The sequence below is a fragment of the Alkalihalobacillus pseudalcaliphilus genome (genome assembly GCF_028610675.1).
Classification (GTDB): domain Bacteria; phylum Bacillota; class Bacilli; order Bacillales; family Bacillaceae_D; genus Alkalihalobacillus; species Alkalihalobacillus pseudalcaliphilus.
Window position 1 is genome coordinate 1 of the sequence record NZ_JAQQWS010000013.1, and the last position, 24,174, is coordinate 24,174.

24 protein-coding genes and 2 pseudogenes are annotated in these 24,174 nt (G+C 37.8%); 7 read left to right on the top strand and 19 right to left on the bottom strand.

Annotated features, from left to right (window positions below; all coding sequences use genetic code 11):
- Positions 1-116: 116 nt before the first annotated feature.
- From PQ479_RS18480 to PQ479_RS18525, 11 genes and pseudogenes are all read right to left on the bottom strand, one after another.
- Positions 117-1,124, bottom strand: coding sequence for a phosphotransferase family protein (locus tag PQ479_RS18480; protein ID WP_047988090.1), 1,008 nt, complete (start codon positions 1,122-1,124; stop codon positions 117-119).
- A gap of 250 nt (positions 1,125-1,374) precedes the next feature.
- Positions 1,375-1,656 (bottom strand): FtsX-like permease family protein, encoded by a 282-nt coding sequence (locus PQ479_RS21945; protein WP_420535565.1) that lies wholly within the window; start codon positions 1,654-1,656, stop codon positions 1,375-1,377.
- 713 nt (positions 1,657-2,369) lie between these two features.
- Positions 2,370-3,077, bottom strand: a complete 708-nt coding sequence (gene thyX / locus PQ479_RS18485) for an FAD-dependent thymidylate synthase (protein WP_047988089.1) — start codon at positions 3,075-3,077, stop codon at positions 2,370-2,372.
- 600 nt (positions 3,078-3,677) lie between these two features.
- Positions 3,678-4,115 carry a VOC family protein gene (locus PQ479_RS18490; RefSeq protein WP_047988088.1) on the bottom strand — a complete coding sequence of 146 codons (438 nt, stop codon included), beginning with the start codon at positions 4,113-4,115 and terminating at the stop codon, positions 3,678-3,680.
- A 323-nt stretch (positions 4,116-4,438) separates the two neighbouring features.
- The gene (locus tag PQ479_RS18495) at positions 4,439-5,278 is read right to left on the bottom strand and encodes an AraC family transcriptional regulator (protein WP_047988087.1); all 840 of its coding nucleotides are present in this window, start codon (positions 5,276-5,278) and stop codon (positions 4,439-4,441) included.
- A gap of 78 nt (positions 5,279-5,356) precedes the next feature.
- Positions 5,357-5,821 (bottom strand): GNAT family N-acetyltransferase, encoded by a 465-nt coding sequence (locus PQ479_RS18500; RefSeq protein ID WP_047988086.1) that lies wholly within the window; start codon positions 5,819-5,821, stop codon positions 5,357-5,359.
- Positions 5,822-5,979: 158 nt separating this feature from the next.
- Positions 5,980-7,139: pseudogene (locus PQ479_RS18505) on the bottom strand (RNA-guided endonuclease InsQ/TnpB family protein).
- Positions 7,123-7,406 (bottom strand): annotated as a pseudogene (locus PQ479_RS18510) (IS607 family transposase); the annotation flags it as partial. The pseudogenes PQ479_RS18510 and PQ479_RS18505, both read right to left, overlap by 17 nt.
- On the bottom strand, positions 7,405-7,971 hold the full coding sequence (locus PQ479_RS18515) for a rhomboid family intramembrane serine protease (RefSeq protein ID WP_047988085.1): 567 nt from the start codon (positions 7,969-7,971) through the stop codon (positions 7,405-7,407). The gene PQ479_RS18515 and the pseudogene PQ479_RS18510, both read right to left, overlap by 2 nt.
- 4 nt (positions 7,972-7,975) lie before the next feature.
- Complete coding sequence (locus PQ479_RS18520) at positions 7,976-8,530, bottom strand: PadR family transcriptional regulator (protein WP_053070333.1); 555 nt, start codon at positions 8,528-8,530, stop codon at positions 7,976-7,978.
- A gap of 180 nt (positions 8,531-8,710) precedes the next feature.
- Positions 8,711-9,985 (bottom strand): acyl-CoA thioesterase/BAAT N-terminal domain-containing protein, encoded by a 1,275-nt coding sequence (locus PQ479_RS18525; RefSeq protein ID WP_047988083.1) that lies wholly within the window; start codon positions 9,983-9,985, stop codon positions 8,711-8,713.
- Positions 9,986-10,125: 140 nt separating this feature from the next.
- Here PQ479_RS18525 and PQ479_RS18530 point away from each other — a divergent pair, with 140 nt between their 5' ends.
- The 6 genes from PQ479_RS18530 to PQ479_RS18555 all read left to right on the top strand — a co-directional run bounded on the left by PQ479_RS18530 (position 10,126) and on the right by PQ479_RS18555 (position 13,892).
- The gene (locus PQ479_RS18530) at positions 10,126-10,527 is read left to right on the top strand and encodes an NUDIX hydrolase (protein ID WP_047988082.1); all 402 of its coding nucleotides are present in this window, start codon (positions 10,126-10,128) and stop codon (positions 10,525-10,527) included.
- 13 nt (positions 10,528-10,540) lie between these two features.
- A complete protein-coding gene (locus tag PQ479_RS18535) occupies positions 10,541-11,116 on the top strand; it encodes a histidine phosphatase family protein (protein WP_047988081.1) in 576 nt (191 codons plus the stop codon).
- 35 nt (positions 11,117-11,151) lie between these two features.
- On the top strand, positions 11,152-11,736 hold the full coding sequence (locus PQ479_RS18540) for a GNAT family N-acetyltransferase (RefSeq protein WP_083991198.1): 585 nt from the start codon (positions 11,152-11,154) through the stop codon (positions 11,734-11,736).
- Between the two features lie 117 nt (positions 11,737-11,853).
- Positions 11,854-12,705 carry an alpha/beta fold hydrolase gene (locus PQ479_RS18545; RefSeq protein WP_047988080.1) on the top strand — a complete coding sequence of 284 codons (852 nt, stop codon included), beginning with the start codon at positions 11,854-11,856 and terminating at the stop codon, positions 12,703-12,705.
- Between the two features lie 34 nt (positions 12,706-12,739).
- Positions 12,740-13,207 carry a GNAT family N-acetyltransferase gene (locus tag PQ479_RS18550; RefSeq protein WP_047988079.1) on the top strand — a complete coding sequence of 156 codons (468 nt, stop codon included), beginning with the start codon at positions 12,740-12,742 and terminating at the stop codon, positions 13,205-13,207.
- 31 nt (positions 13,208-13,238) lie between these two features.
- Complete coding sequence (locus PQ479_RS18555) at positions 13,239-13,892, top strand: HAD family hydrolase (protein ID WP_047988078.1); 654 nt, start codon at positions 13,239-13,241, stop codon at positions 13,890-13,892.
- A gap of 122 nt (positions 13,893-14,014) precedes the next feature.
- On the opposite strand, the gene PQ479_RS18560 is transcribed toward PQ479_RS18555, so the two are convergent.
- From PQ479_RS18560 to PQ479_RS18585, 6 genes are all read right to left on the bottom strand, one after another.
- Positions 14,015-15,118: an ABC transporter permease gene (locus PQ479_RS18560; protein WP_047988077.1), complete on the bottom strand. Its 1,104-nt coding sequence runs from the start codon at positions 15,116-15,118 to the stop codon at positions 14,015-14,017.
- Positions 15,118-16,380 carry an ABC transporter permease gene (locus PQ479_RS18565; RefSeq protein WP_047988076.1) on the bottom strand — a complete coding sequence of 421 codons (1,263 nt, stop codon included), beginning with the start codon at positions 16,378-16,380 and terminating at the stop codon, positions 15,118-15,120. Before PQ479_RS18565 ends, PQ479_RS18560 begins: the two co-directional genes overlap by 1 nt.
- Positions 16,381-16,396: 16 nt before the next feature.
- A complete protein-coding gene (locus tag PQ479_RS18570) occupies positions 16,397-17,329 on the bottom strand; it encodes an ABC transporter ATP-binding protein (protein ID WP_047988075.1) in 933 nt (310 codons plus the stop codon).
- 148 nt (positions 17,330-17,477) lie between these two features.
- Positions 17,478-18,110 (bottom strand): response regulator, encoded by a 633-nt coding sequence (locus PQ479_RS18575; RefSeq protein ID WP_047988074.1) that lies wholly within the window; start codon positions 18,108-18,110, stop codon positions 17,478-17,480.
- A complete protein-coding gene (locus PQ479_RS18580) occupies positions 18,088-19,248 on the bottom strand; it encodes a sensor histidine kinase (protein WP_047988073.1) in 1,161 nt (386 codons plus the stop codon). The genes PQ479_RS18575 and PQ479_RS18580 overlap by 23 nt, the downstream gene beginning before the upstream one ends.
- Positions 19,249-19,470: 222 nt before the next feature.
- On the bottom strand, positions 19,471-19,911 hold the full coding sequence (locus PQ479_RS18585; RefSeq protein ID WP_047988072.1) for a hypothetical protein: 441 nt from the start codon (positions 19,909-19,911) through the stop codon (positions 19,471-19,473).
- 359 nt (positions 19,912-20,270) lie between these two features.
- On the opposite strand from PQ479_RS18585, the gene PQ479_RS18590 reads away from it, so the two are divergent.
- Positions 20,271-21,347 carry a glycoside hydrolase family 11 protein gene (locus PQ479_RS18590; protein ID WP_047988071.1) on the top strand — a complete coding sequence of 359 codons (1,077 nt, stop codon included), beginning with the start codon at positions 20,271-20,273 and terminating at the stop codon, positions 21,345-21,347.
- 370 nt (positions 21,348-21,717) lie between these two features.
- On the opposite strand, the gene PQ479_RS18595 is transcribed toward PQ479_RS18590, so the two are convergent.
- Positions 21,718-22,890 carry a GTP-binding protein gene (locus PQ479_RS18595; protein WP_047988070.1) on the bottom strand — a complete coding sequence of 391 codons (1,173 nt, stop codon included), beginning with the start codon at positions 22,888-22,890 and terminating at the stop codon, positions 21,718-21,720.
- A 64-nt stretch (positions 22,891-22,954) separates the two neighbouring features.
- Positions 22,955-24,151 (bottom strand): GTP-binding protein, encoded by a 1,197-nt coding sequence (locus PQ479_RS18600; protein WP_047988069.1) that lies wholly within the window; start codon positions 24,149-24,151, stop codon positions 22,955-22,957.
- Positions 24,152-24,174: the final 23 nt, after the last annotated feature.

Consider the following 24,174-nt stretch of genomic DNA (forward strand, 5'->3'; position numbering starts at 1 on the left):
ACGAGTCCAATGAACATATTTTTTGTTCGTCGGACTCGTTTTCTACTTTCTATAGTCAGTTATGTCCCAGCCTCTTTCTTATAAACGTGCATTGTTAAACTAGCGTCATCCTTTAACTACACTAAGAGACTCTCCACCAAATCGGTATACTCTTTAACCCAATGGGAGAAAGCAAGCTCGTCATCCCAAATGACCTTATTGGTTGCCTTTGCAGCCCCCCAATCTAATACTCTTTGGTGAAGCATATGGACTTGTAATCTCTGAATGATACTCATATTGATAACAGTTCCCTCAAAATATTTACCTACTAGATGTTTAGCTACCGTTCGCTCATGGTGGTCAACATAATAGGTGAGCATTTTGATTAAATCTGAAGTAGGGTCAGCAAAATAAGCGTTCGTAAAATCAAAAACACCACTGACCTTCCAACTCTCGCATTCACCCACTAAGAAATTCCCATTCTTAAAATCCCCCATCACAAATGTTGGCCTTGTCATTTTTCTAAAGCTTTGTTCTGATTGCTGTAATAACTCCTCTACCCACAAAACATCTTCTTTCGTTATTTTCGAATACTTTTTCGCATCCTCGAGCCAATATAGAATTCTTTGGAAAAGCCAGTCAGTATACGAATGTTCAAAAGGAATAATGGAGAAGGTTTTCGGGTCTAATTCACCAAACTCCGTCACTTCCCAACGATGAAAAGCTCGCAGCGTTTCAGCAATCGATTCAGCAATCTTTAATTTATCCCCCAACTGGATTCTGCCTTTAAGGGTTTCAGCATTGAGATGCTCTCCCTCTAATTTTGGCATAACGGCATAGTTCCACCCGAAAATCTCCACAGCATCATCGATCATATAAGGAGATGGAACGATTACCCTTGTTCGCTCCCTGATGTTTTCAATAAAAAAGAGCTCTTCTTGTAACTGACCTTCATATAGAGGATTCCCCTTTAAAACAAAATGACCTTTACTCGATTCAACAAACATCGTCTGCCCCATAGCACCTTGATCGGTTCTTTCAAAAGAAATAAGTTCTCCTAGTTCATGTTTCTTTAACATAGCCTGTACTTGCTCACCCTGCAAAGCACCCAACTTATTAGACCCAAAGATAATTTTAGATGTCACTATAACCCCTCTTTCAATGATTGATTAGATCTGTTGTTTCTGCTCCTCTATCTTCGCTCAATCACAACGCCCACTTAACTATCTCCATTAAATACACTATAGTATTCTATCTTCAGGATAGATAATCCTTTTCTTAGATTCTAATAGCTTTTTTCCACCTTTATACCTGACTTATTTTATATACGTATGAACTTCTGAAACCCTTATCCGACATGACGCTGTTCCTTTTCCTTTTACAGCTGAAACACCTCTACTTATGCTCCCGCTGAAACTCGACCACGAGTGTCTTTTTAGAAATGCTTCTTGCTTGGATACTAAAGGTAAAAATAGCTAAGGCAATCATCATGAACGAAACGAGCAGAAAGGGAATAAAGTTAACTACTATTTGTGCCTCTGGGTCAATTACGGACATCATCCAGGTTAGAAAGCTTCCACAGACGAGCCCATGAATTAGGCCAATTAATATAAATAAAATGACTTCGGTTAAAATATATGTTCTAATTCCCTTATGTTCCAAAGAAATAGACCGCAAAATCGCTATAAGTAGCCAAGCGAGCTTGGCTAACGGTCCAAAAACACTTGGATTTTAGATACTAATCCTGATGATGGGTTACTGCTCTCTCTTTTTTTTGGTGGTGGCTGTTTATGCGGTGCGCTGAATCTTTTTGGGAAAACCCGTACGGGCAACACCCAAAAAGTGGCGGGGCTACGGCATAATATGAGAATCCTCAAAAATGTTTATGAATGCAAAGCCACCAGTAATAAAGTAAAAATAATATTGAATGAAAAGCCAGCAATAAAAGGGCAAAACACCACTTTCATATCTGTTGGTCGCGAAATGATTCTGCTTAGCCATTGGCGATGTGAATTACTTAAGGTAAATTGACCTTATGGTCTTTTTTGGGTCATGGTTGGGTATTTCTAAGGTGGGGTGAAATCACTAGGTAGGACATCATTAGGAACTAAAATCGTCTATATTTCTACTCCTTATGATTCGAGGTGTGATGAGGCACGGTTGTTTCATATCGTTATCCTCTCTTCCATAAATATTTACTTCGACAGTGACATATGCGCCCCTTCTAAGTAGCTATTACTTTCATAAAAACGACACAAAGTCTTGGCAATTACAGGAATGATAATCTAAGGTGTTTTACATGCAGAAAAGCACTCCTTGTTAGAAGGAATGCTGTCCAAATGAAATACTCCTTATACCCCTATTTATGTACCTTAGATAAATTAGTTATCCTAATTAACCCCAATAAGCTCTTCTACTGAATTCGGGTACAATGGTTTCGTTAATTCGAGTATGGCTTTAGCATACTCTTGGATTTCTTTTTGCGCGTCATGTTCTAGTCGCTGATTGAGAAAGTGGCAGATAGATTGCAAAGATGCCGTCCAGTACCAACGTACATACATACCATAAGCAGGGAGAAATAATCGAGCCTGCTCCGGGCATATTCCGTCTTTTAGTGCTGCTTCATATTTACTTACCCCTTCTTCAACATAGGCCATAAGCTCATGAGTATAGGTCTCTCCAATCTCCAGCGTGACAATGTCACCACTACCTTGCTTTGAATTTTCAGGTTTACCTCGCCACTCTGAACTCGTTGGAATATAAAAGGTTGGCTCCTCTGTAATATATCTACGGCTTGACTCATTCCATGCATCCAAGCTATCTCCCGTAGCCTCTTGATGGGTAGAACCAATTACGTATTTCCACCACTGCCTCGCTACCATGAGTGGTGCATAAACCTCAAATTGAACGATAACATGCCTAAATGGAGAAGTATGACCTTCTCTAGCAAGAAACTTGATGAGTTTGATATCCTTCTCGCTCAGCTCTTTCGATTCTTTTGCATAAGAAACTCTGGCCGAATTCACGACCGTTAAATCAGACCCCATATGATTAACTAAGCGAACATAGCCTTTATCTAATACATTCATAATATCCATTGGTTGTCCTCCTAAAAATTTATAAACAAAACTTCCACGACGAAGCTAAAAACACTTCGCCACCAACAAAAATGAAAGCAGTGGCGACTGAACACACTGGTTGCCCTTTTACAACTCCATCACCATCAGGAGTCCGGCACGACCAAAAAGGGATCAATATCCTGTTAAAGTCATCTACCGCAAGATGGATAACCAGCTAATTTCAAGGCACAACCTGTCACCCAAAGTAACTTTTATATAAAGAATATTATAAACTATCTTACTTTTCTAGTGGCGATTCATTTTTGATAACATTCAACAAAGCATGATCTACTTATTGATATGGGTCTGCAGATTGTAAGTCATAACGTTCAAAAGCAAACTCCCTAATGTCTACTTAGTCTTCTGGCGTTTCTTGTCGTATCCCTTTGTATTAGCGACACTGCCTTGTTTACTTGGTCTTACTTCTTTGCTTTATTTAGCAAAGAAAAGAAAGCTCTTCATAACTGGTTAACCTACGAAAAGGTCGTATTTTTCATCGAGGATAAACCTAGTGCCCCCTCTCAAAAAGCAACGAAAGAAGCATAACGGACGAAAGGTCCTTATGCTTCCTTTTCTGTATCATGTAATCGGCTCTGCCAACTCTAAAAGTATCCCTTCCGGACCGCGACAATAGCATAACTTATATTTATTTTTGTAATTAACGACCTCTCCTACAAGCTCTACGCCTTTTGCTTGTAGCTTGCTAACAAGGGCGTCAACATCTTCCACCTCAAAAGCAACATGGCGAATACCGAGCGTGTTTGCAAAAGATGCCTGAATACCTTGTTCATCCTGTGGTGTATGAAATTGAATGAGCTCTATATTTACGTTACCGTCTGACGTCCTTAACATACAGATATCTTCCTTAACATGATTAAGCCCGATAATACGCTCTACCCACTCACCTTCTACCTCGGCCTCACCAATCATCTCAAGGCCAAGATCAAGAAAAAATGCTTTTGCTGCCGGTAAATCATGGACATTGATTCCGACATGATCAATCTTGCGGATTCTCATAGCAACCTCCTCCTCATTTCCTAAGTTTATTATAATATCTATCTAGAGCATTCTCCTCGATTGCTTACTTTCCCTTCCTAAATCAAATTGGCTCTTATACTCGAATCTTGTGCGTGAGTAATAACCGGAAAAACCAAAAAACTGAATCCACGATTGGATTCAGTTTTTGGTTTTTACTATAAAAGTGTGAGCATGGAGTGTTACTCATTCACCCTTGCACTCGGGCGGGGAAGAATCTTGCAATGTCTGGTTGTGGCTCTCACTTGGACCTACTACTTTTCATGCCCCAACTCCAACCTTACTTCCACACGGACCTGCACACTTTACTTCTTTTTTATCGAAATCCAAATCTCGCTTGTTTTTTCCTTACTAGCGAGCATTTCAGGGCCTTCTGCGAGTTCGTAATTGGATGATGGTAGCCATTCCGAATAAATTCTCTGCCAGTGTTCTTCGATTTCTGTCCAGTCTCCGTCAATCTCAAAGACAACCCATAATAATGCTGGGACCTCCAGTGTTTCATACTTAGGTTGGTCTTTCTCAGTTGTGATCGCTCCGATAAACTGTTCAAAGTTTGCTTTTCCACTCGGTGCTTCTGAATAGTTCGTAGACACATGAACAAGACCAGCAGGTTCTCCGTTAGAAAGTGACTCCAATTCTTTCATCGTCTCCTCACTAATTCCTGCAATCATATCTTCGTACGTAGGAGATAGAACTTCATTAACCATCTCTACCTCATACTTAACGCCCATCACCTTAAAAGACTCTTTTTCAACAATACGATAGTTCATTTCAATTCCTCCTTGAATCGTTAGTTGAAAGGACATTTTCGGATATGCTTTTAGATGTTGATCGAGATTCTTCGCTAAAGATGGCTTCACACCGTGAAAGCTTTGAAAAGCTCTTGCAAAAGCATCCGGTGACTGATAACCATATTTGATTGCGACATCAATCACTTTCACTCCTTGGTTTTTTAACTCCAAAGCAGCTACAGTCAATCTCCTCCTCCGAATATACTCCGATATCGTGATACCAGACAGGAGCGAGAACAATCGTTTGAAGTGGTATTCCGAGCAATAAGCGATCTTTGCCACTTCTTTTAAATCAATATAACGATCAAGATTCACCTCAATATAACTTAAAGCCTCGTTCATCCTTTTTAACATATCCCACCACTCCTTTCTCTACTAACATACCAAGATTCATCTACAAGACCCCGACAATTTCTGCTTGTGTCAGTCGGATTAATTCGGAGGATGATATTCCATCGCTTCCTGACAATGTTTATAGCCGTTTCTTTTATAAAACTCAATCGAATCATCACTCGGCCAAACGATCGAAAATTCATAGTTATTCTCTTTCATCCACGTATTGACCGCATGTAGTAATTGACTACCAACACCTTTATTCCTAAAAGCTGGGACCGTATATACATTAGTCATAAAAACAAAAGGATTCGTGATTCTACCTGGACGTGGTACCTTTTGGATGAGCTCCAAATAAATATGTGAAAGCACCGTACCCTCTTTTTCTGCTACCCAAATATACCATTGGCCACCTCTAATTGCATTCACTAAAAATGATTGGCATTCATGATAAAACGAATCAAATGAAGCATTCTTTTTACTTTGATCATGTTCGATTGTAAAATCCCATCTCATCTTGATTAATTGTGGAATGTCCTTTTCTTCAGCTAGTCGAATGTTCATTTGTTTGCTGCTACTAAAAACATAGACAAATATCTACATTTAGACTGTTTCCTGTTTCACCGTACTCCATTTCGCATCTTACTTACTACTCTGGTTTGTCTAGCACTCCACAGGCGTAAATTCCGATGTAGCCCACCGTACATATATACAAACTCTTTTTATGTGAGTATCGTATATTCTTTTGATTGCCAAAGGTTGATAGACGCATTAATATCTCGGTCTGCCACATATCCACACGAACATTCATATACGCGATTGCGAAGCTTTAAATCATGCTTTTTCTGACCACAACATGAACATAATTTAGAAGAAGCATACCATCGTTCTACCTGTCTAAGCTCAATACCATTTTCCACACACTTCACCTTTAACCATGTCTGGAAAAAGTAAAAACATTGGTCGGCAATCGCTTTAGACAAATGCTTATTTTTCATCATCCTTTTAATATTCAAATCTTCCATCGTGATATAACTTGGCTTGGTTTTGACCAACTCACTCACAACTAACCTCACATACTCTTTTCTCACATTAGAAAGTTTAACATGTAGCTTTTGCAGTCTAAGTATATTCTTGTCTATATTCGCTCTTTTATTAGTAACAGATTCACCTCTCTTCTTTTTAAGATTTTCGTATTTTCGCGACAAAGAGCGTTGTTCGCGTTTTAATCGTTTTTCTAACTTTATTACACGTTGTTGCTTATTTACATTTTTAAAAACGAATCCATTGCTTACGGTAACAAATTCTTTAACCCCTAAATCAATTCCAACCCCTTGTGTAAATAAAGAATGCGTTTTCTTTGATTCTTTTATTTCTACTAAAACAGATACAAACCATCTTCCTGCTTGTTAGAAACTGTACCACTTCTCACAAAGGCATTTACAGGTAAATAACCATATTCTTTCAATTGAACAAAACCAATAGTTGGAATTTTTACTCGATGTCGTTCAATCGTCCAATCTGTTTGGTTGTTTTTAGGAAAATAAGCTTTAACATCTTGGTTCTTCTTTTTCTTAAATCTCGGAAATTTTGAAATCCCTTTGAAAAAATTTCGATAAGCTTTTTCACCATTCATAATAGATTGCTTGATCGCCTTACTCGAAACCTCTTTAATCCATTTAAATTCTTTCTTTTTTGAATGGTAATTGTTTAACCACTTAGAAAAATCATACCCACTTAAATGTTTCCCGTGTTCTTCGTAATGAATTTGATTTGTTGTCAAATATAAATTATATACATAACGACAAGTACCGATAGTACGATTCATCTTATCTGTCTGTGAAGGATTGAGTATAATTTCTGTCTTAAAGGCTTTTTTCAATTTCTTTATCCTCTTTCACTTTCTTCTTATATTTTTTAAGCCATATATCCTACATGAAAATACACGAATAATAGTAATGAAATCTCGTATCATTTCTTCTTTCGGAGACAAATCTTCATGAATCAGTCTAATAATTTCTGCACCTTGTTTTTGCACAAATCTCTCAAACCAATCAAATCCAAAGCGTATAAATCGATTTTTATGTGTCAGATATACTTGTGAAACTTTATCTTCTTGAATTTCATCTAATAACTAATTCCATTTTTTAAATACTATTATACTGACGTCTAACGAAAAGAAGAAAGAGTATACCAATCACTGCACCGACTAAATGAGGAATATGACCAACCGTACCCATCCAGCCAAAGATCAAGGCTAGTAACGAAATAACAACAATGAGTATGGGCAATGCGATATTAGGTATCTGAAAAAATAACTCCTTTTTCCAAGGGAATGCTACATGGTAATAAAATAAGATAGCAATACCAGCAACACTAAACCCAATTCCAGCTGTATTTAATAAAATAAGCGTCAAACCACCTGACAAAATGCATACGATTACTAACAGCATAAACATCCATTTACCTAACAATTGCTCTACCCATGGACCAATATAAAGCAAAAGAAACATATTGATTAAGAAATGGTACCATTCGATATGCACGAAACCATGTGTAAGCAAGGTAAACCAATTTTGTGGAAATTCTTGAGAGGATAGAGCTAATACACGTAGATTGTCAGGGTCCGTTTTTTGTCCTAGAAAAAAGATAAACGTGCAAATACTAAAACAAATAAGTGTAATTGGTGATTTTTTTAGTACTGACCAGTCCATTCTTTCAACCCCTTTTATGTTGGAGCAAATCTAAGGCCTCCTCAGCCCATTCAATTTCCGCTTGTATTGACTTTATCCCTCTTTTTATCGTTAATAACCAGTAAAAAAATGACTGTTCCATATCATTTTTCTCTGCATCTTGTTCTGCTAACACTTTTATTACGTTTAATTCTTCAATGGATTCTTCCTGTTGCTTTTTATATTTTATTATTTCAAAGCGTAACTCTTCATTCGAGATAAATTCACCAAAAAAAACTCTTATGCTGAACTCATCTCGAATAGGAGCATTTAAATCTTGAGGGAATTTCTGCATCCAACTAAGGAATTCCTCACTCCCTTGCTCTGTTAAAGAATAGACCTTCCTATCAAATTTATTTTCCTGCTCAATAACTGATGAACTTACAAGACCTCGTTGCTCCATTGCTTTTAACTCTCTATATATCTGGCTGCCCTTCGCATTCCACATAAATTGTAATGAAGAGTTAAAGGTCTTCTGTAAGTCATAACCAGTCATCCTTTCATACTTTAATAAACCTAATATACCGAATTTTAAACTCATAAAAACCACCCAATCATTCAACAAGTTATATATAATTTATTATATATGTTTTTATTTGTCAATTCATTACTTCTTCTCCTGCTTACTTTCACATAAATCCTCTCCTTGAAAAGATATGGTTGAACGAAAAAAAGAGCTTCATCCCATTTAATTAAGGATAAGCCCTTATTCATTTTGCCACTAGTTATTTTGGACATGACAAAGCCCTTTGTACTTCCTTCTACTCTCCTCCAAAAATGCTATCGTCTCCGACCACGAATGTAAGCTTGCATGATACGTATACGGTTTTTCCCCTCCGAAATATTCACCAGTAAAGGCGGGTAAATGAGGAATGGCAATGCCGTGCCCGGCCTTTTCATAAAAATGCTTCTTGATATGTTCCCCTGAAAAAAAGTCACTATATGTACAGGAATCAAAAATAGCATCCTCTTTTCCTGCTATGAATAAATAGTCTTTATTCGTATTAACGATCGGAATCTTAACCCCATCCTTATCAGGGTGCTGCTCATACAGTGTTTCATACCAGAAGGAGAGCGCGTTCTTTCCTTCTAAGAATTTCTCTTTACATAGTAAGGCAGTTTCGACAGGATTTTTTGCTGTCGCATACGGAAGAGCCTCGCCCTTATACATCCAAGCAGGTAACAAATTCGGTTCCTCTGTCCAAGGGGTAATTCCTGCAAAAGATACACCCGATCCATTTAACGAAACAATCGCTTTAATCTCATCAAATAGAACACCTGACCAGAGAGCTAACTCAGCCCCTCTTGAAACACCATGCATACCCATCCATCCGTTTTTGACATCTTCCCGTTTCTGTAACCAACTAATTGAATCCCTGATTATTTCCAAAGGGATGTTAGCTAACCTACTATTTAATCCTTCCACACCAAAATAAGCGACAGCCAAGACATTATAACCATACTGAGTTAAATGACTTGCTGTGAAATCATTTGTCCCACCTTCTGAACCCGAAACAACAATCAGACCAGGCCTTGGCTTTCCATCTAAATGATAATAATAGTTGCCTATTACTGAGTCATGAATAGGTATTACCGCTACCTCCTCATCGGCGTACCACCTTTTTTGCAACTCTTTCCGCTCTAACTCCACATTATTATGATAAATAGATAACGTAAAAACATGCGGGGCCAAACGGTCGTAAGGTTCACTAGCATTGATTTCTTTTTTAATCAGAGCCATTGACCAAAATAATCCCATCGGGTCTACCAATTTATACGTACCTTCTATCGGTGCCATTTCTGACAGATGAATTTCCCCATTTTTATCTGCTTGGAAATACGCATATGACTGTCTATAAAGAACATCCTTTGCCGTAACCGACCGTCTGTCCAACTCGATTTTATAGGTATTATGAGGTTGTAAATTCGTAAAATATATATGAATGACCTCATCTAGCATAGTCACCCAGCGATTATTTCTCTCTTTGATATGCATCCGCTCGCTCCTCTGCTCTATTATTCTTACTAAGGAAAATGTTATCAAATTAAACAGAAAAATCAAATATATAAGACTCTTTTTATGATAATATGAAATAAAACAACATGATCTACAGATATCATCAGAAAGGTGACCAAATGAATTATATAATGACGTCTGCTTGTCTTGTATTAGACAACTATAATCATGTTTTATTAAAAAAAGATCCTAAACGCGGTTGGGAGTTGCCTGGTGGTTATGTAGAACCAGGTGAAACCTTTGAAGAAACAGCGGTAAGAGAAGTAAAGGAAGAAACCGGCGTAGACATTGAAGTGGAGAGATTTTGCGGAGTCTCCCAAGAAATAAGTAAAGGTCTCTGTCATATTTGGTGGGTTGGAAAAGTGGTAAGTGGCGCACTTACTACGAGCACAGAAAGTCTTGAGGTTGGTTTTTTTGAAATAAGCGAAGCATTAGCTTTAATGACTAACGAGGACTTCCAGACAGAATTAACATTTTGTTACGATCAAACGAAACACCCTTTTACATTATATTTCAGATAGAAAGAGTGATTGGATGGACATCATATTTATTAGACACGCCGAGGGGAAACATACTATAGACTTACCAAACTCTCTGTATCTTGAAGACCCCACTTTAACCGTAAAGGGCGAGTCTCAGGCGCGTAGCTTACAACAGACATTTTCCTTAACTTTAGATGACCTTATGGTGATTAGCCCTATGAGACGGACCTTACAAACCGCTTCATTATTTGCTCACCCAATCATGTGCGAATCCATCGTTCATCCCTTCGTTGGCCCAAGAGTCTTCCCACTCAATAAATCCGGGAATACACTACCATGCGATCAATTGCTAGCTATAGAAATGATCCGGGAGGACTTTCCTTCATTCCATATACATCAAGCAGATGATCCTCACCTGTGGAAAAACGGTATAAACACGATTTCTCAAACTGAATTTGAATTAATAGCAAGAGATTTTCTGAACTGGTGTAAAAGCCTAAAAAAGGATCGACTGTTCATCGTTTCTCATGATGGGACGATTACCGCATACCGTGAACTCATTAAGAACGTGGCCTTAACAAGAGATGACTTTCTTCATGATGCGGGCTGGGTAATTGAGAAAATATAAGGCGACGACTACCTATCACGAAGGAGGACTTCATTTTGAACATAAGAGCATATAAAAAGGAAGACGAAATGGGCTGGATTAGGTGTAGAGTTCTGGCTTTTCTAGACACTGCTTATTATGACAATGTTTTAAAGGAAAAGGAAAAATACGCAAACCCTTCTATTGAACTTGTAGCTGAAATCAATGGACAAATTATTGGACTCCTAGATATTGAGTATGAAAAGGAAGAAGGAACGGTTTGTTCACGAGGCAAAGGAAAAGGCGGCATGATTTGGCATATCGCTGTACACCCCGACTATCGTAGAGCAGGTGTTGGACAGAAGCTTCTTCAAAAAGCCGAAGAGATCAGTAAAGAATTAGGTTTAAACCGCCTAGAGGCATGGACGCGGGATGATATGTGGGTAAATAAATGGTATAAAAAGAACGGCTTTGAAGAGGTTGATTCCTATTTACATGTATTCATCAAAGGAAAAGAATTGGAATTTGCTCTTACCTCGAATATCCCTAACTTATATCCAATACAAGGCTTTTTTCATTATGTAGGCGATGATAAGCAAATGATCGCTCAACAATTTCAACGCGTACATGAATGCTTTTGTTTTATAAAAAAGTTACATTAATTATTATTGTAAATATGAAAAACTGGGACACACTCTTCAAAAAAGTGATGACCTTCACCCACCCAAATTACGAGATAATTAAATAAAGTCAGAATCTACTTTTGGAGGTTTCATCCTATGTGGAAACAGAAAATAGTCCAAACAACTAGAGGAATGTTTGAGGTTTTTACAAAAGGTCACGGTACACCGCTTTGTGTCACCCATCACTACTCATCCTTTAATGAAACCGGTGATTATTTCGCCGACTCTTTCACTCATTCCCATACGGTTATTCTTATTAATCTTCGGGAGTGCGGTCATTCCGCTCAAGCAACAGAGCCTTATCAGCTTAGTTTCATAGAAACGATATTGGATTTGGAAGCGATTCGTACAAGCCTTGGTTATAAAAAGTGGGGTTTTGCCGGCCACTCAACCGGTGGCATGCTCGGCATTATATATGGAATCCACTTCTCAGATTCTCTACACTATACAATCATTGTTGGGGCCGCCGCTCGTGAATACCAAATCTTTTCACCAACTTGTATCTACAATAAGCAGCATCCTCAATATGAAAACATGCAACAGCTAACACGTTTACTTTCTGATAAGAACCTTACCGCTCAGGAAAAAGAAAGCTATAAAGTGGAGAGAACGAAGCTTTCCTTATATAAACCAGACCTGTATAGCGAATTCTTCAACAGGAATATCCACAAAAGCTTGAACCCTATTCGACTACATTATTTTAGTCGGGAAGTAGTGATCTTTGATGTCACGAAACAACTTACTCTCATCCAAACTCCTACTCTTATCATTTGTGGAAAGCATGATGTGCAATGTCCAGTTACCTACTCAATCGAGATGGCAGGGTTAATTCCTACAGCTGAATTAGTTATCTTTTACGAAAGCAATCATTATCCATTCCTTGAAGAGAAAGCAAAGTTTACGAGTATCATTGATTCTTTCTTCCAACAACTAAGTGATCATGAATAGCCTTTATAAAAATTCAAGTAAAGAAGGGGAAAAGATGTTCATAAAGCTCGCCACCATTTCTGAAGCAGCGCTCATTCATGATGTCATGATACAAGCTTTTAGTGTATACAGAAATGAAAAACCCCCATCCAGTGCTTTAGAAGAAACGATTCAATTCGTTTCAGTGGCTTTAGAAAAAGGGGAACAAGCATTTATTGCTTTTGAAGAACACAAGCCAGTCGGTATCGTTCGATTTCAAGTAAAAGAAGACAACCTATATTTTTATCGCTTAGCGGTCATTCCTACAAAACAAGGACAAGGAATCGCTACAGAGTTATTACAATCACTAGAATGCTATGCAAAGAAAAAGGAACTCACTTCCATTCAGTGCAAAGTACGTGTAACGGTGCCTAGAAATATACAGCTCTATAGCTCGATTGGCTATAACGTTTTTCATTCAGAAATGATTTCTAAACCAAACGGCATGACGATAGATGTTGTTTCGATGATGAAAGAACTATAACTTCCATAAAATAGAATAAAAGGAGCTCATTATGAACACCTACAAAGTCATTTTATTTGATTTAGATGGAACTTTGTCAGATCCCAAAATAGGCATTACTAAATCAGTTCAATTCGCTCTAAAGAAGATGAACATCATTGAGACAGACCTCGATACATTAGTCAATTTTATCGGTCCTCCCTTGCAAGTAACATTTCCTGAATTTTATCATTTCGATGAAAAGGAGACTGAAAAAGCCATCCAATATTACCGAGTACGCTTCCAGGAAAAAGGGATGTTCGAAAATGAGCTATATCCACATGTCACCACCTTATTAAAGGCATTAAAAAAACAGCAACTTACTTTAGTTGTAGCAACCTCCAAACCCACTATTTTTGCTGAACAAATCCTTAATTATTTTCAAATCGCTCACTATTTCGAACTTATTGTAGGCAGTAATCTTGATGGAACAAGGAACTCGAAAACAGAAATTATTCAATACATATTAGGCATATATCAGGAATATCAGCCAAGTGACTTTATCATGATTGGTGATAGAAAGCATGATATTATCGGAGCAAAAAATGTAGGTGTTCATTCGATTGGTGTCACCTATGGATATGGTTCTGAAGAAGAAATCAATCTTGCTAAACCGACTTATATCGTCAAGCATGTCAACGATTTAGGAAGTATTCTAATTGGTTAACAAGTAAACTGAACCGTTGTTCCTGCCATACAAAGAGCTCATCCCTCGTTACTTGGATGAGCTTTTTCTAGTTATTACGATTTATATTTGCGAAGCTGTACGCTGCCAATGACTATCATCAATTAATCCTTCCTCCGCTCAACCAAATTAACGCCTATTCCCATACAAATAACGCCTATTAACAACATAAGAACGAGAGATAAAGTGATCTCATTCCAGCCAGCATTATAAAGCGTGATATCCATTAAAGCTTCCATTGCATGTGCCAATGGAAATAAGTCAGCGATAAACAGTAGAACAGGATTACTCAGCACTCCAGGCGGCATATACACACCACTAATGAGCGGTACAATCGGGATAATGGATGGGTATATCATATTAAATTGCTCGGGTGTTTTGATAAAACCTGTGAGTAACATCGCCACACTTACCATACTAAGTGCAAAGATTGCTGCAACAGCTACGATCATGCCAAAACGATGACCAAGATCGTAATCCAAAAAATAGTGAAACATAACCAATACAGTTAGAATTTGCATAAAACCGATAAAGAAGCTATAAAACAGATGTCCTGCATACATTCCTGTTTTACTAAGAGGAGAAAGAATCATCCGATCCCATACACCACTTACTTTATCCGATGTCACCGCATTTACCTTAAAGCCAATCGTAAACATCGCCATAAATAAAGTGAATCCAAATAATAATTGAATCATCATATTATACTCAGGAACATCTCCGCCATCGACTGACTTTACGACAACTTGAAATGGAGAACCCTCTACAAAAGTAATTACTTCATCTCGGAGTATTCCAACTTCACCTGAGCCAGTGGCTGCATCTAGCTGAGCTTCTCGTGTAAAAACAGTATGAACATAGTCCTCAATGAATTGGACAGACCTCGTATGTGAAGAAGCAATCATTTTATAATCTCTTTCTGATACTTGGATAGCTACTCCACTATTTCCTTCTTCTACATCTGAACGTGCCTTCTCTTCATCAGTCACAATAAACGAATAGTTCTGACTATCATTTAAAAGTGCTATCCATTTCTCTTCTACTTCTTCACGATTTGACTCACTACTGAAAATAGGTACGATCGTTTCTGTTTGTTCATTCGTATTTGTAAAAACAAATGTTAAGATAATACTGCCCAACGTTAATAATAAAATCGTCCATGGGCTTCTTATATCCTTTTTTAGCTGTGCTTTAAATACGGCAAACATTACGCTCTCCCCCTTTCAGGAAACAACAGAATTCCGATGAGGAGAAACGCAACAAAAAACGCGAATTGCTTCATCAATGGTGCAACAAAAGATATATCTTGACCATATTGAAGAAAATCCGTAAAAAGAGATACCGTTATTCCTGTTGGCGTCCATACACTAACCGCTTGTGCCCAAGCCGGAAATTGCTCCATTGGAAAGAAATTGCCTCCTAAAGCACCTATAACCATAACCACTATAATAAATAGCCCATTTGCTGCATTAATGTTATTCATCTTTAACATTAATGAAGTAAATATCGCAGATAATCCTGCAACCGTTAATGAAAAAAGTGTTACGATAACCATAATACCCAACCAAAATGCTATCGACTGCTCTGAAAAGATCCCCAATAAGAGATCCGTACATAAAAACACAAGCATTAACTGAATCCAGACTAAAAAGAAAGTAGAAGTAATTTTACCCATTAAATACGAAAGTGGTTGACTATTCGTTAATAAAATCCGATTAAAAACATTTTCCCTCTTTTCTGTTGCCGTCTTAGATGCAACTGTTGAAGCAATAAACAAGGCAAAAAGCGAACTCATCGCGATCGTAAAATATTGAGCAAGGTCAATTTCAACCGCCCTTTCATTTATGATCTCTAGACCACCTTGCGGCAATGTCAATTCAGCTCCTTCTACCTCGGCCACCGCTCCAAGGGCAATTTGGAAATTGAGTGTTTCCATGTATTGAGTGAGCATATCTGTTAGGATATTCGCCTCTATGGAATGATCTTCAAGCTGGACATGAAGAGCTGCTTGTGCAGGTTGACCTAACATCATATGTGCGAGAAAATCATACATAAATCCTTCGGGAATTTTAATAATAGCATCCAGATCACCATTCTTAACTTGCTCTACTGCTTCTTTTTCACTTAACTCCTGTGTATGAATCCAAGAACTTAATTCAGGTTCGTTAAAAAATGATGTGATTAAGCCACTTGGCGAAAGGCTTTCCGCCTCTTTTATCATCGTCTCTTTTTCTATTTCCGATAGATCCATCGCCCATATTACTTCTATAAACTGCTCAATCCCAGCTGCCTCGTTATCTTCCATTACTAAACCTGCACGTATATCCATGTCACCAGCATCATCAAACGTAATACCGGAAAAAACAAAATTCAGAACAATAATGATAAGAATAGGTGCCAGCAGAGAAATAAGTACCTCTTTACGATCCCGCCAAAACACGAGTAAATCCTTTTTTAAAAATGAAATCATGTCGTTTACCTCTCCCCTAATCTCTTAAAGTCCGACCTGTTAAATGCAGGAAAACATCCTCAAGACTTGGCGTTTCCATTTGAAAATGCGTTAGTTGGATCCCTTCGCTTTCCACTGCATGTACGATAGAACTTAATATATTGCTTCCTTTCTTGGCACTAACCCTAAGTCCTAGCTCTATTTCATCAACACGGTGAACATGATGTATCGCTTTTATTTTCTTCATTACCTCATCACTTGTCTCACTTAAATGAACTTGAATCGTATCTTCATTCGATAAAATACTTAAAAGCTCTGCCTTACTGCCTGCTGCCACCACTTTTCCGTGGTCCATAACATAGACACGTTTGCACAATTGCTCAACTTCCTCCATGTAATGACTTGTATAAAGAACCGTAGTCCCCTTTTCTTCATTTAGCTTTCGAACAGTTTCTAGAATATGATTTCTGGATTGCGGGTCAATTCCAACAGTCGGTTCATCCAAAATGAGGATTTTAGGTTGATGTAGCAGTGCCGCAGCAATATTCACCCTTCGCTTCATCCCCCCCGAAAAGGTTTTAACAAGCTCTTTTTGACGATCCTTTAACCCGACCATATTAAGGACATCCTGAATTCGGTGTTCTAATACATTCCTTTTGACCTTATAGGTCTCTCCAAAAAATTTCAGATTTTCATAAGCAGAAAGCTCCTCATATAAAGCAATCTCTTGTGGGACTACGCCAAGAATTCTTCTCATTTCAGCAGGATTTTTGATTGTACTTGTTCCATTTAATTTCACGTCTCCAGCAGAAGGCTTTATTAATGATGAAATCATAGATATCGTCGTTGACTTACCTGCTCCATTGGGTCCAAGCAAACCGATCGATTCCCCTTCATCGATATAGATATCAACATCATCCACTACTTTTTTTCCTTTGTAACTCTTGCTTAGTTTGATCGTTTCAATCATATTCGTACACTCCTTACGTTTTAGTAGCTAAAATATATACAAAAAAAAACAGTGTCAACACTGTCTTCAGTCACGAACCATATCTAGATGAGTTACTTCAGTCATTTATATTTTCACTCTATTTCATCGTTAAAGTTTCTTAGCTCATCTATACTAAGTTATGGCGGATAGCATATATAGCCAGTTGTGTGCGGTCACGTAGTTCTAATTTATGTAAAATTTGACTCGTATTATTTTTTACGGTACCTACTGATAACCCAAGTCGATATGCCGTTTCATAATTACTAAGTCCCTCACCAATACATGTTAGAATCGCTCGTTCACGTGGCGTTAATGACGGATCTGCTGTTTTTATTTCCTTTTGATTTAGGAGCAGCGGCATTACTTTTGCCGCAACCTGTTCTTCCACCGTTAATCCTCCATTTAGAGCACTACGAATCGAACGAATCAAGGAATCGGTATCTGCGTTTTTTAAAATATAACCACTTACGCCTATTTTAAGTGCCTCCATCACATATTCGCTATCGTCAAACGTGGTTAAAATGAGTATTTTAGCAGAGCTCCAGCGCGATTGAATGACTTTTGCCGCTTCGATGCCATCCATAATAGGCATTCGAATATCCAAAATAATGATGTCAAATGCTTGTTTTTCACAGAGGTCTATCGCTTCTTTTCCATTACTTGCTTCCCCTGTCACCTTCATTTCCTCATCTGATTCAATCATCATTTTTAACCCTTGTCGCACCATCACCTGGTCTTCAGCCAATAATATTCGTATCATCATTTCCTCCTTGATCCTTTAATGTAATAAGACCCCTCACAAGGAACCGCTCTTTTGTTTTTTGTACTTGTAGCTGCCCGCCAATTTTCTCAAGTCTTTCACGCATGGAAGTAAGTCCAAAGCCCTCTTGGTATCGATGGTTATTTATTACTGGATTGCTGACTTCAAACCGAAATACACTGCGACCAGGGGCTTCAAATACAACCTCTGCCTCCCTAGCATAGCTATGCTTCATCACATTCGTTAACGCCTCCTGTACAGATCGGAAAATGACAAAAGATTGCTCACCACTAAGCGGAACCGTAAACGCACCATGCTTCACGGAAAATTGAATTCGAATAAAACTTTCCGTTTCCAGCTTTCGAATTAAACGTAAGATACCATGAAGTCCACCCACTTCATGACTCTTTAACATTTTCACCGCACTTCGCGTTTCCTCTAAGCTATCATTAGCTAGTTTTTTCAAAGATTGGACCTGCCCCTGGTCTTCTTGATTTGACTTTAACCTGAATGCTTCAAGCTGCATTAACAGAGCTGTTAGCTTATGACCAACAGAATCATGAATTTCATGACCAATTAACACACGCTCTTCCTGCCTTACCGTTTCTTCCTCTGTACTCAGACGCCTTTTTAACTCACGGTATTCACTAAGAAGTGCATCATACCTGGCAAAAAGGTCATCATGAGCGTTTTTTGTCTGTTTAAAAAGGATAATGGCTGCAAAAAAGAAGATAAAATAAAGACTGATAAAACTAATACTTGAAAAAGAAGGGTTACTATTTAAAAAGCTGAGTAATATTCCTAACAAGGAAACGCCACCAACAATAGACGCAAGTGCAGCCTGGAGTCGGTAGTAGGCTTCTGCAATCAACAAAGACAAAATTAGCAATAAAAATGGATTAAAGCTTTCCTGTTGAACGGGAAACAATGTAATAACCGCTACTATTGAATTGGTAGCAAGGACAGACACGGACGCAATCGGCCTTTGCTTTATAAGTGGTAGAATAAAAAAGAGAATGAAAAATGCCGATAAACCAAGTAATTTCCACGTCCATTCAGTTATACCACCTTCTAAATAAACAAAAGCAAACACCCACGGCATAGCATGAAACAAAAACCAAATCCAATAAACATTCATACGTATTTTTCCCTTCCCTCATAAAAGCTCACTTGCCCAACAGAGAAACGTTGATTTTCCACTATTATATCAAACAAGAGAACCAACGGATATCACTCTAGTAGTTTCAGTAGAGGAGAAAGTAATACAAGTGTTTGACATTAGCGAGTTCATTAAATAAATCAACGCATATTCACTTTAATACCTAATAGGTTATATGGGCATTAATCCCCCTTACCAAAGTTAGTGCAGTAAAAATTCTAATGACATGTTCTTATCAATCTTATTTGTTAACAAGTTAAACTTCTTGATCGTATCATCATGTAGAGCTCCGCTTTCGTAATCACTTATATACGCGGAATACGCACTGAATTCCTTATCACTTTCTTGAAACTCGTCAAATATAATCGATAAATATTCATGACCATTTTCAAATTTCACCGTCAACACATCGCCCGTTCGCTCATACGTTCCCTCTTCACCGGGAAGAATACTGGCTGTTACCACACCATCTAAGAACTCCAGTGTTGTCAGAAGCTGATACGAATTCTGGTTCGTCAATTCCTCTTCTAATGGTGGTGCAGCACCCATATCAAATGATTTTCCGGATAACTCATCATTCGTTGTACAAGCAGAGAGAACCATGACTATTAGTAGCAGCACAACCAATCTCCATTTTCTCATTTCCTTAACCCCTTTTAATTGATTATTTTGATAAAAGTAAAGCAAAACATATTATCCCTCTTACTTATACGAATTACCAAGATAAAAGTTTTATTTTTCCGAATTTTATCCTTGTTTTTGAAGTCGATTCTTTTATAGATAAAGCCTCCATTTTATCTTTTCGAATTTGCCTTCGCTTTCGACACTTTTCTTATGAAACATCTATCTTATTTACAGTAAAATCTTTACTTATTAAAGTGATATTTCCATATTTTTTCTGATAACATGTATTATTGTAAGCGATTACAAATTATTCAGAAAGGAGGTAAGCTTGATTTAATTTAATTCCATTCATTTCATATTACTAGGAGGAATGCCGTTTGAAACTAAGAAAAGTCTTGTTATTTATGACGATCGTTTTTGGATTCGTATTATTTTCAATGACAGAAAAAGCTGAGGCAGCGATTACTTCTAATGAAATTGGTACACATGATGGATATGATTATGAATTTTGGAAAGACAGCGGCGGAACTGGAAGCATGACCTTAAATAGCGGTGGTACATTTAGTGCCCAGTGGAACAACGTCAATAACATCTTATTCCGTAAAGGCAAAAAATTCGATGAAACGCAAACCCATCAACAAATTGGCAATATGTCCATTAACTATGGTGCAACGTATAACCCAAACGGTAATTCCTACCTAACCGTTTATGGCTGGGCTGTAGACCCTCTTGTTGAGTTTTATATTGTTGATAGCTGGGGTACATGGCGACCACCAGGTGGCACTCCAAAAGGAACCATTCAAGTTGATGGTGGTACGTACGAAATTTATGAGACCACCCGTTATAATCAGCCATCCATCAAAGGAACTGCAACTTTCCAACAGTATTGGAGTGTACGTACATCTAAACGAACAAGTGGCACAATATCCGTGAGTGAGCATTTTAAAGCTTGGGAGAATCTTGGGATGCCGATGGGGAAAATGTATGAAGTTGCTTTGACTGTGGAGGGCTACCAAAGCAGTGGAAGTGCCAATGTGTATAGCAATACCCTTACGATCGGTGGTAACTCTGGTGGAGGTGATGGTGGGGCTCCAACTGCTAGAGTGGAAGCTGAAAATATGACAAAGGGTGGCCAGTATACATCCAATATATCCTCTCCATTTAACGGGGTCGCATTATACGCCAACAATGATAAAGTAAGTTTTACTCATAACTTCACGAAATCTACAAGTAATTTTTCCCTTAGAGGTGCTTCTAACAATTCAAATATGGCGAGAGTTGATTTAAGAATAGGCGGGCAAAATAAAGGAACCTTCTACTTTGGCAATCAATATCCAGCTGTATATAACTTAAATAATATTAGCCACGGAACAGGCAATCAATTAGTTGAGTTAATTGTTACCTCAGATAATGGTACATGGGATGCTTATTTGGATTATTTAGATATAAGATAAACGGTTCAATAACGGTAATAGAAAACGACTTTCATAATCGACGGATACGTGCATGGTGCTTATTTTAATCGCAATAGCCAATCGCCTCATCGTTTTAAGTTATATCATTTCAGGGCTGGGACATAACTAATTTAGCTGTGTCCAAATCCGAATGATACATTTATTTTTTAATTATCAAAATTCAGAAAGCCGAACTAGTGTAAAATGCTGTGTTAGCAATTTTAATAATAGTTCGGCTTTTTTAGTTACTGAAAATCTTTTGGCCTAGCCTCGTTCATCAAATCAATAGCTACAAGCCTTTATTTTTATCTCTACCTTCTCTAATGATATTACTTCGTCGTCTGTTACCTTTATCTCCTCCCTGCTATTTTTAGTAGAAATCTGGTAATGGATCATGGAAGGACAACCAACCTTCCGTCATTTCCTCCTCAGTGAGCACACATAATTCTAGCGATTCTTGTATTTCTTTTTGTGAAATGGAGATGCCGATAAAAACGATTTCTGTTAATCTGTCTCCATATAGAACATCCCATTCTCTACTTAGCTTAGAATCTTCTTGAAGTAACTTCTTCTGCTCGTCATTAGAATAAGTAGCTACCCATTCACCTGCACCACTAATAGTAATATTTGAACCGGCTTGTGATAGTAAACCGACCTGGTCATTTCTAGAAGCTAACCAGAAAAAACCCTTTGCTCGTACAATCCCCTCTGGCCAGTTTTCCAGCCAGTACATCAACCTTTCTGGATGAAATGGTTTTCGACTTTTAAACAGAAATGATGAGATGTTATACTCATCCGTCTCTGGAATATGTTCTTCATTTAATTCTTTTATCCACCCAGCTGCTTGACTCGCCTTCTCAAAATGAAATAAATTTGTATTTAAAACTCTATTAATATCTACCTTTGAATGTGCCGTACATATAATATCTGCATCGGCATTTAATTTACGGATAAAACCTTTGATCGTCTGTAATCTCTTTGTATTAATTAAATCAACCTTATTTAATATAATGACATTCGCAAATTCTATTTGGTCAACTAATAAATCAACTATATCTCGTTCATCATCCTCATTAATTCCTTGTTGACGGTCAAGCAGTGATTCACCTGTAGAGTAATTACTCCAAAAGTGTGCAGTATCCACTACAGTTACCATTGTATCAAGCCTACACTTTTCAGATAGATTCACACCTAGCTCTTCATCCATATAAGTAAATGTTTGCGCTACAGGAATGGGCTCACTAATTCCTGAGGACTCTATTACAATATAATCGATGTCCCCTTGCCGAACTAAATTATTTACTTCTAGCAATAAATCTTCGCGAAGTGTACAACAAATACAGCCATTTTGAAGTTCAACCAACTTTTCATCTGTTTGCACAAGACCATTTTCTTTAATTAACCTCGCATCAATATTAATTTCAGTCATATCATTAACGATAACCGCTATTTTTAACTTATCTTCATTTTGCAAAATTTGCTGAAGTAGTGTCGTTTTCCCAGATCCTAAGTAACCACTTAAAACGGTAACAGGTACCTTCAATTTATATCCCTCCCAAAACTACAGATTCTCAAATATATTAACGAACCAGTATCACAAGGCCAACTTAACTACTTTCGATATCCCAATAAAATGGATCAGGAAGTTTATTCCAATTTTCCATATATTCATCACTCGTAAGTAAACACTCATCTAATTCTCTTGTTATTAAGTCTAAGTCTAAATCAATTCCAATAAAAACGAGCTTTGTATGTCGGTCACCATGTTCCTCATCCCAACCCTCTACTATTCCCGGATTAGTCATTTTGATTCTTGTCTGCTCACTAGCTGGTAAAGAAGCTACCCAATACGATATAGGTTCAAGGTGGACGGAAGGACCAGCTTGAGACAAGAATATAGCTAAATCGTTTCTACTAGCACACCAAGCAATCCCCTTTGCTCTTACAATTTGTATAGGCATTGCACCGCACCATTGATTAAACCTTTGCGAATGGAATGGTCTTTTTCTCGAATAAACAAACGATGATATTCCATATTCCTCCGTTTCAGGCGTGTGCTGGGAAGGACCTAGGTTTAATTCTCGTAACCAACCTGCAGATTGGCTCGCTTTATCAAAATCGAATAAACCAGTATTTAAAATTTCATGAACATCGACTACACTATTTTCCGTCCTTATCACTTTTGCATCAGGCTGTAATGTTTTTATCACTTTCTCTAAAATATCTAGATTCTCTGCTGTTACTAAATCGCTTTTATTTAAAATAAGGACATCACAAAATTCAATCTGGTCTATTAACAGATCGGCAATATTTCGGTCATCCTCTTCTCCAACCGCCTCTTTTCGCTCTAGCAAAGTATCCCCTGACTCAAAATCATGCCAAAAACGATGAGCGTCAACAAGTGTAACCATCGTATCCAACTGACAAAATTGAGTTAAATCAATGCCCATTTCTTCATCTATATAAGAAAACGTCTGAGCTACTGGTACAGGCTCGCTTATTCCGGATGATTCTATTAGAATGTAATCAATATCTCCCTGTTCAGCCAACCTTTGTACTTCCACCAATAAATCCTCGCGAAGTGTACAACAAATACAGCCATTCGACATTTCTACTAGTTTCTCTTCCGTACGCGAAAAATTACCTTGTGTTTGAATCAACTCACTATCAATGTTCACTTCACTCATATCATTGACAATGACCGCGACCTTTAAGCCTTGACGATTATTCAGCACATGATTCATTAATGTCGTTTTCCCAGCTCCCAAATATCCACTCAATACTGTAACCGGAATCTTTTTCATATCCTTCACTCCTCGTATTCATT

Coding starts and splice junctions, on each gene's coding strand:
- PQ479_RS18600 (WP_047988069.1), bottom strand. CDS start 24,151: ATGAAAAAGATTCCGGTTACAGTATTGAGTGGATATTTGGGAGCTGGG.
- PQ479_RS18570 (WP_047988075.1), bottom strand. CDS start 17,329: ATGATTGAAACGATCAAACTAAGCAAGAGTTACAAAGGAAAAAAAGTA.
- PQ479_RS18490 (WP_047988088.1), bottom strand. CDS start 4,115: ATGAGAATCCGCAAGATTGATCATGTCGGAATCAATGTCCATGATTTA.
- PQ479_RS18560 (WP_047988077.1), bottom strand. CDS start 15,118: ATGTTTGCCGTATTTAAAGCACAGCTAAAAAAGGATATAAGAAGCCCA.
- PQ479_RS18545 (WP_047988080.1), top strand. CDS start 11,854: ATGTGGAAACAGAAAATAGTCCAAACAACTAGAGGAATGTTTGAGGTT.
- PQ479_RS18555 (WP_047988078.1), top strand. CDS start 13,239: ATGAACACCTACAAAGTCATTTTATTTGATTTAGATGGAACTTTGTCA.
- PQ479_RS18580 (WP_047988073.1), bottom strand. CDS start 19,248: ATGAATGTTTATTGGATTTGGTTTTTGTTTCATGCTATGCCGTGGGTG.
- thyX (WP_047988089.1), bottom strand. CDS start 3,077: ATGGATATTATGAATGTATTAGATAAAGGCTATGTTCGCTTAGTTAAT.
- PQ479_RS18550 (WP_047988079.1), top strand. CDS start 12,740: ATGTTCATAAAGCTCGCCACCATTTCTGAAGCAGCGCTCATTCATGAT.
- PQ479_RS18525 (WP_047988083.1), bottom strand. CDS start 9,985: ATGCATATCAAAGAGAGAAATAATCGCTGGGTGACTATGCTAGATGAG.
- PQ479_RS18530 (WP_047988082.1), top strand. CDS start 10,126: ATGAATTATATAATGACGTCTGCTTGTCTTGTATTAGACAACTATAAT.
- PQ479_RS18565 (WP_047988076.1), bottom strand. CDS start 16,380: ATGATTTCATTTTTAAAAAAGGATTTACTCGTGTTTTGGCGGGATCGT.
- PQ479_RS18535 (WP_047988081.1), top strand. CDS start 10,541: ATGGACATCATATTTATTAGACACGCCGAGGGGAAACATACTATAGAC.
- PQ479_RS18515 (WP_047988085.1), bottom strand. CDS start 7,971: ATGGACTGGTCAGTACTAAAAAAATCACCAATTACACTTATTTGTTTT.
- PQ479_RS18495 (WP_047988087.1), bottom strand. CDS start 5,278: ATGTTAAAAAGGATGAACGAGGCTTTAAGTTATATTGAGGTGAATCTT.
- PQ479_RS18575 (WP_047988074.1), bottom strand. CDS start 18,110: ATGATACGAATATTATTGGCTGAAGACCAGGTGATGGTGCGACAAGGG.
- PQ479_RS18500 (WP_047988086.1), bottom strand. CDS start 5,821: ATGAACATTCGACTAGCTGAAGAAAAGGACATTCCACAATTAATCAAG.
- PQ479_RS18520 (WP_053070333.1), bottom strand. CDS start 8,530: ATGAGTTTAAAATTCGGTATATTAGGTTTATTAAAGTATGAAAGGATG.
- PQ479_RS18585 (WP_047988072.1), bottom strand. CDS start 19,911: ATGAGAAAATGGAGATTGGTTGTGCTGCTACTAATAGTCATGGTTCTC.